Consider the following 13,321-nt stretch of genomic DNA (forward strand, 5'->3'; position numbering starts at 1 on the left):
ACCGCCAAGATACCGCGCGGGCGGGCCGGGGTCGTCCCGGACGGCGTGCCCCGCCGGGTACCTTCGGCCGTGCTCCCCTCGTCCCCCCGCCTCTTCCGCTCCGCCGCCGCGGCCGTGCTCGACGCCGTCGCGCGGCGGACGGCCCCGCCGGTCGTCACCGATGTCCGCGACGCGGGCCTGACGACGCTGCCGGCCGCCGTCCTCGCGGAGCTCCACCAGCACGTGCTGGAGGCCGAGCGCGAGCGCGTCCCAGGCGTGCTCGTTGTGGCGGGCGACAAGCGGGGCGGGGCGGCGGTCGTCGTGGCGGACGGCCGGACGTCGTCGCGCGAGGTCCGCGTCTACGGGGTCGCCGACCGGCCGGCGCTGGCGGCGTCGCTCACCGCGCAGGGCTTCCGGCCGGACGCCACGCGCGTGTCGCTGCTCGATGGGTGGCCAAGCGCCGACGACCCCGAGCCGGTCGCCGTGGCGTATCTCGGGCGCCGCGCCGTTGGCCCCGCGCTGGCGCCGCTGGCGGCGCGGCTCGCGCCCGGCGGCGTCGTGGTCGTCGCGGCCTTCGGTGCCGACGAGCGCCGCGCCGTCGAGGCGGTGGCACAGGCGCACGGGCTCGCAGTGGCGCGCAAGCCGCGCCGGCTGACGCTGCGGTGGGAGGCGTAGACGGAGCGTTCGGTAGTAGAGCCGTATCGCAATACGCCGCTACGGGCGAGCCACCGGCACCGGTCGTGCCGCGATCAATCGTCGCTGGCCGGGGCCGCCGTCCGCACCACGAAATCGTCGCCGTGGCCGGGCTCGGCGTCCGGCGCCATCGTCACAATGAGCACACGCGCGCCGGGCGCGAGCCGGGCGAGGTGCTCGGGGATGCCGCGCCCGCCCGCGCTGTGGAAGCTGCCGTTGACGTGGAGCACGAGCGCGCCAGGGTTCAGCGCCAGCGCCTCCGCGATCTGCCACGCCATCGTCGCGTCGCGCAGGTTCTGCGCCGCCAGCATGCCTTCGACCGACGGGCCGGAGCCGTGCGGCATCCCGCCCATTAGCTCCGTGAACGCCGTCACCACCGCCTCGGACGGCGGGGCCACGACGGGCGGCAGCCATGCCTGCGCTGTCGCCGACAGGCTGTCCAAGACGGCGATCCCGCCGCGCCGCGAGACCAGGCTCACGTAGCGCCCCGGCGCGTTCGTCCCGACGACCGGGTGGCCCTCGGCCTTGGCGAACTCGATCAACGGCCGGTAATCCTCCTCGTAGTTGCCCCACGGGCGGGCCGCCGCCAGCCAGTCGCGCTCGCGGATGAGGTCGTCGAGGTACTCATCGAGCGCCGGCTGCACGTCGGTCTCGACCATCTCCAACGCCAGCACCAGCGGTCGATCGGCGGAACGAGCACTCGCGCTGGCGGTCGCCAGCAGCTCGAGCTGGATGGCGTGCGCCGTGGCGTCGTCGTGCTGCTCCCCGAGGAACACCACATCCGCGTCGGCGATAGCGCCGCAGACCGCCGCCAGCTCCACCTGCGCGCCCCGAGCGTCGTACGCCTGGAAGGCGACCGAGTCGGGGGCGGCGGCGAACAGGAGGGCGGCGGTGCAGAGCTCGATCATCGCTTAGCCCTCGTCGCTGGCGTCCATCTCAGCGACCGGCTCGGCCGAGGTCTCCGACCCCTCACGCGAGGCCGACGACTTCTTCTTGCGGCGGCGGCGCTTCTTCTTGGGCGCCGCGTCGCCCTCGGGACGGTCGTCGTCGGACCGCTGGCGGTCGTCCTCGGAGGGCTGGCGCTCGTCGCGCGCCTCGGGCTCCGGCTGGACGTCGTCGCGGGCGTCGGCGTGGGGCGCGTCGTCGTCGGACGTGTCGTCCGAGTCGTCGGCACGAGCCTCTTCGTCGCGGCGGGAGCGGCGGCGCGGGCGCTCGTCGTCGTCGTCGCGGCGACGGGAGCGGCTGCGGCCGCCGCCCTCGCGCTCCTCCTTGGCCTCGCGCTGCTGCACGTCGTACGCCGACTCCGAGCGGTCCATGGCCGGGCCCGCCGAGGGCGTGCCCAGGCTCTGCTGGTAGGCCTCGTCGAGCAGCATCGCCAGCACTTCGGGCTCGCCCTCCTCGACGAGCGCCTTGGCGACGGCGACAAAGCGGCTCTGGCGCTCGCGCTCCAGGTTCGAGCGGTCGCGCATCCGGTCCTCCAAGAGGTTCGTCAGGCGCTGGCCGACGCGGCTCGCGAGCTCCGCCTCGGTCGGCATCTCGCGCTCTTCGAGCGGGATGTCATACTTCCGCGCGATCAGGCGAAGCGTCGGCATGTCGGACGCCGTGGTGATGGCGATGGACACGCCGGCCTTGCCCGCGCGCGCCGTCCGGCCCGAGCGGTGGACGTAGTACTCGCGGTCCTGGGGGATGTCGTACTGGAACACGTGGCTGAGGTCTTCCACGTCGATGCCGCGCGCGGCCACGTCGGTGGCGACCAGGAAGCGGAGGTCGCCGTCGCGCAGGCGCTTCATCGTCTTCTCGCGCGCCTTCTGCGTGAGGTCGGACGAGATGCCGGCCGCGTTGTAGCCGTAGTTATTGAGGAAGTTGGCGAGGTACTCGACCTCGCGGCGCGTGTTGGCGAAGATGATCGCCGAGGTCGGGTTCTCCCACGCGATGAGCGTCGCCAGCGACCGGTCCTTGTCCATCGGGTGGACCTGGTACGCGCGGTGCGTCATCTGCTCGACGTGGATCTGGCCGCCGGCCGTCGCTAGGAACACGGGGTCGGTCAGGAACTCCTGGCCGATGCGCTGCACCTGGAACGGCATGGTCGCCGAGAACATGTACGAGTCGCGCTCGCGCGGGAGGTACCGGCGGACCTTGATCATGTCGGGGAAGAAGCCCATCGACAGCATCTCGTCGGCCTCATCGAGAATGATGGTCCGGAGGTTGTCGAGCTTGAGCGTGCCCCGCCCGAGGTGGTCCAAGATGCGGCCCGGCGTGCCGACGACGAGCTGGGCGCCCTTTTCGAAGGCCTTGACCTGGGGCTCGTAGCCGACGCCGCCGTAGACGGGGATGGCATTGAGGCGCTCGTCCTCGCTCAGCCCGGCGTTCATGCGCTCGAACTCGGCGTGGATCTGGCTCGCCAGCTCGCGCGTCGGGCAGAGCACGAGCGCCTGCGTCGTCTTCTCGCGGACGTCGAGCTTTTCGAGCAGCGGGAGCAGGAAGGCGCCCGTCTTGCCCGACCCCGTCCGGCTCTGCACGATGAGGTCGCGGTTCTCGAGGATGTACGGGATGGCCTCGGCCTGGACGGGCATCAGCGCCGGCCACCCGAGCGCCTCGACGCCCTGCTGGAGCCGCTCGGGGAGGTCCGCGATCCCCGCCACCTCGCGGTCGGGGTCGGGGTCGTCGAAGGGGGTGGTGAGCTTGCGGTCGGCCTTGGCCTCGTTCTGGGCCTTTTGCGTGAGGTCGAAGACGGCTTTGAACGCCATGGAGTCGGGAGGGGAGAGGGGCCGCCCGGGGTCATCTCTCCCGACCGGCGTCGCGGGCGCCGGCCCCGGAGAGGGGCCGCTGCGCCGGCGCGGACGGTCCGCGCCACACCCATGCTACGCACGAGGCCCGTGCGAGCGCTCCGCCCCAGGGGTCTTCCGCCGGAGTTCTCCCCTCGCTAGTTGGTCCCGACGCCCAGGGCCGCGCGGATGGTCGGGATGAGCTGGCGCGCGGCGCGGCGCTTGGGCAAGAACCCGATCGCCCCGGCCGCCATCGCCCGGGGCTCGAACGCCGCCGCCTCCTGCCCCGTGATGACGAGCGTGCGGACATCGGGCCGCTCCGTCGCCAGCCGCGTGACCAGGTCGAGGCCGCTCATTCCCGGGAGCCGGATGTCGGTCACCACGAGGTGGCAGACCTCGCCGTCGAGGAGCGCCAGGGCCTCTTCAGCGGTCGCCACGGACCCGAACACCTCCAGATCGTCGCAGTCCGCCAGCACCGTCGTGTAGGCATCGCGGACCACGGGGTGGTCCTCGACGAGGCAGATCCGGTAAGTCATGTGCGGCAGACGAGACGTGACGGCGAGGTCAAGAGTACGAGCGGGACACTCCCCAAAGGCCTCCCCGCGCCCTTCCGCTGCCGGTCCTAGGGTTTCTCCTATGTTCGTCCGATGACGGCCGAACCCTGGTCACGCCGCACCGCCCCTCCATCGGTGGGGATCGCCAGCCGAATGCACGTGCCGGCCCCCGGCGCAGAGGCCACCTCCAACCGGCCGCCGGCCACGGCCAGGCGCTCGCGAATGCTCGCCAGCCCATACCCGTGGTCGGTCGTCTCCGTCTCGAACCCGCGCCCGTCGTCCTCGACCTCGATCCGCAGCCATCCCGCCTCGACCGCGACCCGGAGACAGGCCCGGTCTACATCGGCGTGCTTGGCGACGTTGAACAACAGCTCGCGGAGGGTCCGGTACATCAGAGACCGGGCGGGCAGTTCGGGGACCAGGCACGGCCCGTCAACCCCGTCATCCACCTCGACATCGACCACCAGGCCATGGAGCCGTTCGGTCTCCCCGGCCAGCCACCGCGCGAGGTCGCAGGCGTCGTGCGAGTCCAGAGCGGGTGGGGCCAGGTCCGTGGCCAGGCCTCGTGCGATGGTGGTGGCCTCCTCGATGATCGCGTCGCACCGGAGGAGCAAGCTTGTGCGCTCGTCAGACGAGGGGTCGGACTGTAGCCGCGACACCAGGAGCGCCAGCCCGTAGAGCTGCTGCTGGAGGTCGTCGTGGAGCACGTCCGCGATCCGACGGCGCTCGGACTCCTCGGCGACGGCGAGCGCGGCGGAAAGGTGCCGGACCCGGTCGGTCTCCGCCCGGACCCGTGCCTCGAGCGTCTCGTTGGCCTCGGTGAGTGCGACCTCGGCCCGGGCGAGGTCGTCGATGTCGGTCGCAGCGCCGTACCACCGCGGCGGCCAGCCGTCGTCGGAAGCGACGAGCCTAGCCCGGACGATGACCCACCGGTAACGGCCCCCGCCACGGTCCGAGCGGTAGCGGAACTCGAACGATTCGCCCGTCTCCAACGCCCGGGTCCAAGCCGCGAGCAGTGGCTCTGCGTCGTCGGGGTGGGCCATCGACATCCAGTCCTCGACCGTCATCAGCTCGTCTGCGGCGAGCCCAGCCGTCTCGGCGAACCCGGCCGAGCTGACGTAGCTCACCTCACCGGTCTCCTCCACCGTGAACAGGACGTCGGGAACGGTCTCGGCCATCGCGCGGAACCGGGCCTCGCTGGCGTGGAGCGCCTCGCTGGCCGCGTGGCGTTCGGTCACGTCGATGTCCATCCCGACGTACCCCTCGACGACACCGTCGGCGTCGAGGAGCGGGGCCACATGGCTGACGACCCGCCGCCAGCCCCCGTCGGCCACCCGGCGAATGCGGAACTCGAAGTCGCCGTCGGCGCCGGTCTCGACGATCGACGTCCACGCTTCCAGCACGCCCGGCAGGTCGTCCGGGTGGACGGCGGCCAGCCAGCCGATCCCCTCCCGCTCCTCGCTCGTGTGGCCCGTGAGCGTCTGCCAAACGTCGGAGTCCCCGACGACGCGGCCCTCGGCGTCGGACTCCCAAACGGTCTCCGAGGAGGCCTCGATGAGCGCCCGGAACCGCCGCTCGCTGGCGCGGAGCGCTTCTTCCGCCCCGCGCTGGTCGGCGATGTCGGTGGTCGTCCCGATGTACCCCTCGACGGCGCCGTCGGCGTCGAAGAGCGGGACGGCGCGGCTGCGGGTCCACCGCCACTCCCCGTCCGAGGCGCGGCGGATCCGGAACTCGCGCTCGAACGGGAGCCCGGCGGCCGTGGCCGCGCGCCAGGCCTCGGCCATCGGCCCCCCATCGTCGGGGTGGACGGCCTCCAGCCACCCATACCCCGCGTATTCGCTCAGGCTCTGCCCCGTCGTCGCTTCCCATCCCGACGACTCGCTCAGGACGTTGCCCTCGGCGTCGGCCTCCCAGACGGTCTCGGCCGAGGCCTCGATGAGCGCCCGGAACCGCCGCTCGCTGACCCGAATTGCCTCGGCGGCCGCGTGTTGCTCCGTGACATCCACGTTCATCCCCATGTACCCCTCGACGGCGCCGTCGGCGTCGAGGAGCGGAACCGCTCGGCCGACCATCCACCGCCACTCGCCGTCCGAGGCGCGGCGCACTCGGAACTCGTGGTGGTAGTCGGCCCCCGCCTCGATGGTCGCACCCCACGTCTCCGCCACCCCCGCTCGGTCGTCGGGATGGACGGCCGCCAGCCAGCCCATCCCCTGCCACTCCTCCAGGGTCTGGCCTGTGAACGCCCGCCACGACGGGGAGTCGCCGATGGCGAGGCCCTCGGCGTCGCACTCCCAGACGGTCTCGGCGGAGGCCCCGACCAGCGCCCGGAAGCGCCGCTCGCTGGCGCGAAGCGCCTCCGTGGCCCGCCGCGCGTCGTCGATGTCAGTGTGGATGCCGATGTGGCCCAGGAACGCGCCGTCCTGGGCCGTGATCGGTACGCCGCGCTCCGCCACCCACCGCCACCCCCCCGTCTCGGAGTCGCGGATCCGGAACTCAGCTTGGTACGCGGTCCGTCCCCGGACGGCTTCGGCCCACCGCGCCGCCATCTCGACCGCGTCGTCCGGGTGGACGTCCCCGGTCCAGTTCTGCTGCAGCCAGGCGTTCGTGTCGCCGGTGGCAAAGGGCTCCAGTTCTGGACCGCCGCGCACAACCTCCCCCCGCTCGTCGGTCCGCCAGACGACCTGTCCCGAGGCCTCGACGAGCGCACGGAACTCAGCGTTGCTCTGGGCGAGGCGGGCCTCGTTCGCCACGCGATCCGTCTCATCGATCATCGTCACGACGGCCCCGCCGCCGGTCATCGGCCGTGCCGAAAACCGGTACTGGCGCCGCGCCGCGCCGTCGTGGAGCGAGGGTGCCGCATCGCCCCCGGCGAGCGCCGTCCGGATGTCGTCCAGCAGCCACCCATACCCCGAGAGCGCCTCGTCGAGATCTCGCCCGAGGTCGTCCACCCCGAGCGGCAGGCACGCCTCGATGCCCGGGGTGACCCCTGTGATCCGGAAGGCGGCATCGACGAACAGGGTCTCCGGAGGGGCCATAAGAAGTAACGACTTATGTACAAGTAGGTTGCGGCGCTCCTCAGACCGGGACCGCGTCATCTGGCTGGCGGAGGCCCGGCCAGATGATGTGGTCCCGGGCGACGTGCCGTACCACACGGCTGAGGGCCGCACCCACCGCCGGCGTGGGGAGCCGCACGCCGGTCGGCGGGACGCCCTACATCGCCATCCCGCCGTCGACGTGCAAGACGTGGCCGGTCACGTAGGCGGCGGCGTCGGACAAGAGGTAGAGCACGGCCGCGGCGATGTCGCCGGGCTGGCCGAGCCGCTTGAGTGGGATCTGCGCCTGGAGCGCCTCGGCGGCGGCCCCGAGGTCGGCCGTCATGTCGGTCTCGATGTACCCCGGCGCGACCACGTTGGCGCGGACGCCGCGCCCGCCCAGCTCGCGCGCCAGGCTCTTCGTGAGTCCGATCAGCCCAGCCTTCGAGGCCGCGTAGTTGGCCTGCCCTGCGTTCCCGGTCACGCCAACGACCGACGAGATGGTGACGATGCTCCCGGCCCGCTGCTTCATCATTGGGCGGTACGCCGCCTTCGTGACGTGGAAGGCGCCCGTCAGGTTCGTGTCGATCACGGCCTGCCACGCTTCGGCGTCCATCCGGATCATCAGCCCGTCGCGCGTGATGCCAGCGTTGACGACGAGTCCGTCGATGGTGCCCCACGTGTCGGTGACCGTCGCGACGGCCGCCGCCGCATCCTCCGCGTTCGCGGCGTCGGCCTGGATGCCGATGGCGCGGTCGGTCCCGCCGAGCGCCTCGACGAGTTGGTCGGCGGTCTCGGCGGACGAGCGGTACGTGAACGCGACGCGCGCGCCGGCGGCGGCGGCCGCCTCGACGATGGCCCGGCCGATGCCGCGCGTGCCGCCGGTGACGAGGACGTTCTTGTCGGTGAGGTCGAGAGTCATGGGCGTTGAAGCAAGGGGCTGGGAAGATCGCACCGGCGACTAGCTGCGGGCACGGCGTGACGCCGAGCCCGAGCCCTCCGCATCCGGCGGCTCAGGGTCCAGGTCGTCGAGATCGAGAAGGGGACGAGCCGGCGCCGGGGGCTCCGCCACGTGCGAGGGCCCTGAGACCAGAGGAGCCAGGCCGTCGGCGAGCGCGTCGAGGTCACGCAGCTTCTTGTCGCGCCAGCGCCGGTCGAGGACCATCGTCGCCGGGGCCGCCAGGGCCCACACGAGCGCGAACGTCGCGAACCCGACCGCGCCGCTGGCGGCGGCCGTCGCGATGAACGCCGCTACGACGGCGATCGCCAGCCCGTAGATCACGCCCTCCGTCCGCACGCCGGCCGAGCCGACGAGCTGGCGCAAGCGGAGCCGGGTCCGCCCGTCGCGCGGGCTTGCGGTGACGGTCGTTCGGATCCCCAGGCCCGACGTGTGGCTCCACTCGTAGGCGTTGCCGACCTGCTGGACGGTCCCGGGGTGCGTGAGGGCGGTGTCGAGTCCGATCTCTGCTTCGAGGCGAGCGACGATGTCCTCCCACCCCTCGGGCGTCAGCGACGCATCGACCCAGCGCTCGACGGTGACGTGCGTGTTCGTGTGGCCCGACTGGCGCGACAAGGTCCGGCCGGCGGCATCCATCTCGGCCGCGGCGGCGCGCAGGTGCGTCGGGTCGATGCCGGTCTCGCGGCCGATCCGCTCGACCTCCGCCAGCGTCAGGCCGACCTCGGCGTGGGGCGTCGCGGCCTCCTGCTGGCGCTCGACGGCTCGGCCGATGAGGTCGGCGACTTCGCGCTCGGAGTAGGTCCGGTCAGCCATGGTCAGGCCTCGACCGCGGCCACCTCGGCGGCGGTCCCCGCTTGCGCCGTCACGGCGTCGCGCCCGAGCGTGCGGCGGACGAGCCCGGAGAGCACCTTGCCGGTGCCGACCTCGACGTAGCGCGTCGCGCCCTCGGCGGCCATCCGCTCGACGGACTGGGCCCAGCGCACGGGCGCGGTGAGCTGGTCGAGCAGCCGCTGGCGGATCTCCTCGGGGTCGGTCGTCGGCTCGGCCGTCACGTTGAGCACGACCGGGCACGACGGCGCGCGGAGGTCGAGGGCCGCCAGCGTCTCCGCCAAGCCGTCGCGCGCGAACGCCATCAAGGGGCTGTGGAAGGCGCCCGAGACGGGGAGCGGGACGACGCGCCGCGCGCCGGCCTCGCTCGCGAGCGCACCCGCCCGCTCGACGGCCGGGCCGTCGCCCGAGATCACGATCTGGCCGGGGTCATTGTAGTTGGCCGGGACGACCTCGCCCTCACCGGCCTCGGTCGCCTGCTGGCAGACGGCCTCGAGGGCGGCCGCGTCCATCCCGAGCACGGCCGACATCGCGCCGGGGCGGACGTCGCCCGCGCTCGCCATCAGCTCGCCGCGGCGGCGCACGGCGCGCAGGCCGTCGGCAAACGACATCGCGCCGACGGCCGCGAGCGCGCTCCACTCGCCCAGGCTGTGCCCGGCGGCCACGTCGGGCGTCACGCCCCGCTCGCCCAGCGCGGCGGCGGCGGCCAGGCTGTGCGTGTACAGCGCCGGCTGCGTGATCTCGGTCGGCTTCAGCGCCTCGCCGTCGTCGCCGAACATGAGGTCCGTCAGCGAGAAGCCCAAGACGGCGTCGGCCTCGTCGTAGAGGGCGCGAGCGGCCGGGAGGTCGGCGAGGTCGGCGCCCATGCCGGGGGTCTGGGAGCCCTGGCCGGGGAAGAGGAAGGCGAGCATCGAAGAACAGGAAAGAGGAAAGAGGGACGAGGAAAGAGGCAGAGTTAAGAGGCCCCCTCGCCCCTTGTCCCGTCCCCCTTGCCCCCATCGTAGCTCCACTTGAGCCAGGTCGCGCCCCAGGTGAAGCCGCCGCCGAACGCCGCGAGCACCAGGTTATCGCCGGCGCGGAGCTGGTCCTCCCAGTCGGCGAGGCAGAGCGGGAGCGTGGCGGCGGTCGTGTTGCCGTAGTGCTCGATGTTGACCATCACCTGGTCCGGCCCGATGCCCATCCGGCGCGCGGTCGCGTCGATGATGCGCAAGTTGGCCTGGTGCGGGACGAGGTAGCGGATGTCGTCGCCGGTGAGGTCGTTGCGCTCCAAGATCTCGGCCGCGGCCTCGGCCATCCCCACGACGGCCCGCTTGAAGACGGTCTTGCCGTCCTGGCGGGCGTAGTGCAAGCGCGCGTCGACGGTCTCGTGCGTGGCCGGCCGGAGCGAGCCGCCCGCCGGCATCAGCAGCGACTCGACGCCGCTCCCGTCGACGTACTGGACGGTGTCCAGCACGCCCGTGCCGTCGCTCGTCGGCTCCAACAGGACCGCGCCCGCGCCGTCGCCGAAGATGATGCACGTCGCCCGGTCCGTGTAGTCGACGATGCGGCTCATCGTGTCGGCGCCGATGACGAGGATCTTCTGGTGCATCCCGGCCTCGATCATCTTGGCGCCCGTCGTGAGCGCGTACAGGAAGCCCGAGCACGCCGCCGAGATGTCGTAGCCCCACGCCTTGTCGGCGCCGAGCATCGTCTGCACGAGACAGGCCGTCGACGGGAAGACCAGATCGGGCGTGACCGTCGCGACCAAGATGCAGTCGATCTCGGACGCGTCGACGCCCGCCTTGGCGAGGCACTCCTTGGCGGCCTCGGTCGACATGAACGCCGTCGCCTTGTCGGGGTCGCGCAAGATGCGGCGCTCGGCGATCCCCGTCCGCGAGAGGATCCACTCGTCGTTCGTGTCGACCATCGTCTCGAGGTCGGCGTTCGTGATGCGGTCCGGCGGGAGGTACTTGCCGACGGACGTGACGGCAGCGGTCGGGTTGGGCATGCGGGAGCCGATAAGAGAAACGGGCCGGCGCTAGGCGTCGGAGCCGTCGGGGTCGCGGAGGGCGCGGGCGATCCGCGCCGTCAGGTTCTGCTCGACGAGCGAGGCGGTGCTGAGCACCATCTGGCGGATGGCGCGCGCGGACGAGCCGCCGTGGCCGATCACGATCGTGCCGTCCAAGCCCAGGAGGGGGACGCCGCCGAAGGCCTGGTAGTCGAAGGGCGCGAGCATCCCCTTCAAGACGCCGCCGACGGTCTGCGCCGCCTCGGGCGCCAGCTCTTGGCGGCCGATCTCGGCCTTGACCATCGTGGGCAGGATCGTCGCGATCGACTCCGCCAGCTTCAGGACGACGTTGCCCACGAACCCGTCGCAGACGCAGACATCCGCCGCGTGCTGCAAAATGTCGCGGCCCTCGACGTTGCCCACGAAGCGCAGCGCCCCGCGCTCGCCGAGCGCCGCCAGCGTCGCGTGCGCCTCCTTGATGGTGTCGGTCCCCTTGCCCGGCTCCTCGCCCACGTTGACGAGCCCGACGCTCGGGTCGTCCTTGCCCAGGAACGCCGAGCCGAAGACGGCGCCCATGCGGGCGAACTGGACCAAGTGCTCAGGGCGGACCTCGACGTTCGCGCCGACGTCGAGCAGGATGCACGTGCCCGAGGGTGTCGGGAGGTAGCCGGGGAGCGCGGGGCGCAGCACGCCGGGCAGCCGCCCCAGCCCGAACAGCGACGCGGCCATCACAGCGCCCGTGTTGCCAGCGCTCGCGAACGCGTCCGCGCGGCCGGACTTGACGGCGCCGACGCCGACGTGGATCGACGACTGCGGCTTGGCACGGAGCGCGATGGTCGGGCTCTCGCCCATCCCGATCACCTCGGCCGCGTCGACGACGCGGACGCGGTCGGCCCCGCCACCCAGCCGGTCGAACTCGGCGGCGATCTCGGTCGCGCGCCCGACCAGGATCACGTCGACCCGGTCGCCAGCCTCGGCGGCCGCTTCCAGCGCGCCCTCCACGACGACGCCCGGGGCGTGATCTCCGCCCATGGCGTCGACGGCGACTCGGACGGGCATGGCAGGCGGGACGGGCAGGCGGAGAGGGGACGCCAAGATACCCCGATTACAGACGGCGCCCGCCCCCACCCTCAGCGGGCGGACGCGGGCGTCGACGGGGCGAGACGGCGGAGCGCTAGAGCGCGTCGGCGGTCTCGATCACGGCACGGCCACGGTAGTGCCCACACGTCGGGCAGGCGCGGTGCTGGAGCTTGGCGTTGCCGCAGTTCGGGCACTCGGTGGGCGTCGGCACGTTCTTGACCTTGTACTGCGAGCGGCGGTGGCCGGTGCGGGCCTTCGAGTGCTTGCGTTTGGGGTTGGCCATCGGAGTCGGAGGGTGCGCCCTACGGGCGGAGGATCGGGATTAAGAGTCGTCGCCGCCGTCGGGGCGGAGGGCCTGGAGGGCGGCCCATCGGTCGTCGGCCGGCTCGTCCTTGGACGGGCTGCCGAACGCGGTCGGGAGCTCCGCCTCGGCGGCGGCCGGGCTGACGTGCCGGAGCGGGACCGCCAGCAGCAGCGTGTCGTGCACGGACTGCGTGAGGTCGACCTCCTGGGCGTCGGCCTCGAGCGGCAGCGTCTCGTCGTCGTCGGCGCTGATGGCGTCGACGGTGAACACGACGGCGTGCGAGCCCTCAACCGGCTGGTCGTACAGGTCCAGCGTCCGGTCGCATTCGAGCCGGGCGGTCGCCCGGGCCGTGTACGCCGCGAGCACGCGGCGCTCGGACAGGTCGAGCGTCAGGGCCACCTCCACGTCCGAGAAGACGTCGGGGTCGAGGCCGAGGTCGTCGGCCGTCGGGTGGGCGGTCTCCTGGTGGAGGCCGTCGGTGAGCGAGGCAATGGAGACCCGGAACACGGCGTCGGTCGAGCGCTGGTCGTCAAGGAACGCGGGCCGAGGCCCGCAGAGAGGGCATCCGCCCTCGGGAGCCCGCGAAGGTAGGTCGCCGAGCAAGCACGCGACAAGGGCCTCACGCGATGTTGACACGCCCCCCACACGCCCTCCTCGGCCCGCGCCGCGGCGGCGGCACCACGTCCGACGGCCGGTGGGCGGGCTCCCGCACGGCCCTGTGCGCCGCCCCCAGCCGACGGCAAAGGCCCCGCCCGGAGGGTACTCGCATGTGCATCGGGAATCTCCGGAGGGCACCTCGCCCTTCACTCGAAGCGCTGCGTTGACACGGTGTGGATAACCTGATTGCGAAACCATGACGCAGACGCCCACCCCCGTCATCTCCGTGCAATCTGACGGTCCACGACTCCACAGGCGGACTACATCCCGTTGCCCCCCAACCACATCGCCTTTCCACCAACGGCGGCGGCGCCCGTGGACAACCAAACTGCGGAACCTGCCCCCAGAGGGCCTACAGGGCAGCGACACTCGTTTGACATGTGGACAACTCCGACCTTTCGGTGCCCACCCCCCTACCCGATGGGGCCGGCATGTCCGATATTCCGGGTCCCCCTCGCTCCCATTTTTCCCAGACGACTCGCCC

At 72.4% G+C, this 13,321-nt stretch carries 12 protein-coding genes; 1 reads left to right on the forward strand and 11 read right to left on the reverse strand.

Annotated elements, in window-relative coordinates; all coding sequences use genetic code 11:
• Positions 1-69: 69 nt before the first annotated feature.
• Positions 70-654: a hypothetical protein gene (locus ACLII4_RS18190; protein WP_412068821.1), complete on the forward strand. Its 585-nt coding sequence runs from the start codon at positions 70-72 to the stop codon at positions 652-654.
• Positions 655-728: 74 nt separating this feature from the next.
• On the opposite strand, the gene ACLII4_RS18195 is transcribed toward ACLII4_RS18190, so the two are convergent.
• From ACLII4_RS18195 to ACLII4_RS18245, 11 genes are all read right to left on the reverse strand, one after another.
• Positions 729-1,580: a ChaN family lipoprotein gene (locus ACLII4_RS18195; protein ID WP_412068822.1), complete on the reverse strand. Its 852-nt coding sequence runs from the start codon at positions 1,578-1,580 to the stop codon at positions 729-731.
• A gap of 3 nt (positions 1,581-1,583) precedes the next feature.
• Complete coding sequence (locus ACLII4_RS18200; RefSeq protein WP_412068823.1) at positions 1,584-3,419, reverse strand: DEAD/DEAH box helicase; 1,836 nt, start codon at positions 3,417-3,419, stop codon at positions 1,584-1,586.
• A gap of 176 nt (positions 3,420-3,595) precedes the next feature.
• Positions 3,596-3,973 carry a response regulator transcription factor gene (locus ACLII4_RS18205; RefSeq protein WP_412068824.1) on the reverse strand — a complete coding sequence of 126 codons (378 nt, stop codon included), beginning with the start codon at positions 3,971-3,973 and terminating at the stop codon, positions 3,596-3,598.
• 98 nt (positions 3,974-4,071) lie between these two features.
• Complete coding sequence (locus ACLII4_RS18210) at positions 4,072-7,026, reverse strand: PAS domain S-box protein (RefSeq protein ID WP_412068825.1); 2,955 nt, start codon at positions 7,024-7,026, stop codon at positions 4,072-4,074.
• Positions 7,027-7,201: 175 nt separating this feature from the next.
• Complete coding sequence (gene fabG / locus ACLII4_RS18215) at positions 7,202-7,945, reverse strand: 3-oxoacyl-[acyl-carrier-protein] reductase (protein ID WP_412068826.1); 744 nt, start codon at positions 7,943-7,945, stop codon at positions 7,202-7,204.
• Between the two features lie 39 nt (positions 7,946-7,984).
• Complete coding sequence (locus ACLII4_RS18220; protein WP_412068827.1) at positions 7,985-8,794, reverse strand: hypothetical protein; 810 nt, start codon at positions 8,792-8,794, stop codon at positions 7,985-7,987.
• Between the two features lie 2 nt (positions 8,795-8,796).
• On the reverse strand, positions 8,797-9,720 hold the full coding sequence (gene fabD, locus ACLII4_RS18225; protein WP_412068828.1) for an ACP S-malonyltransferase: 924 nt from the start codon (positions 9,718-9,720) through the stop codon (positions 8,797-8,799).
• 44 nt (positions 9,721-9,764) lie between these two features.
• Positions 9,765-10,796: a beta-ketoacyl-ACP synthase III gene (locus ACLII4_RS18230; RefSeq protein WP_412068829.1), complete on the reverse strand. Its 1,032-nt coding sequence runs from the start codon at positions 10,794-10,796 to the stop codon at positions 9,765-9,767.
• A 30-nt stretch (positions 10,797-10,826) separates the two neighbouring features.
• Positions 10,827-11,855 carry a phosphate acyltransferase PlsX gene (gene plsX / locus ACLII4_RS18235; protein WP_412068830.1) on the reverse strand — a complete coding sequence of 343 codons (1,029 nt, stop codon included), beginning with the start codon at positions 11,853-11,855 and terminating at the stop codon, positions 10,827-10,829.
• A gap of 115 nt (positions 11,856-11,970) precedes the next feature.
• Positions 11,971-12,159, reverse strand: coding sequence for a 50S ribosomal protein L32 (gene rpmF, locus ACLII4_RS18240; RefSeq protein ID WP_412068831.1), 189 nt, complete (start codon positions 12,157-12,159; stop codon positions 11,971-11,973).
• Between the two features lie 39 nt (positions 12,160-12,198).
• Complete coding sequence (locus tag ACLII4_RS18245) at positions 12,199-12,687, reverse strand: YceD family protein (protein WP_412068832.1); 489 nt, start codon at positions 12,685-12,687, stop codon at positions 12,199-12,201.
• Between the last annotated feature and the right edge of the window lie 634 nt (positions 12,688-13,321).

Origin of the sequence: Rubrivirga aquatilis, assembly GCF_046845665.1 — a bacterium.
Taxonomy (GTDB): domain Bacteria; phylum Bacteroidota; class Rhodothermia; order Rhodothermales; family Rubricoccaceae; genus Rubrivirga.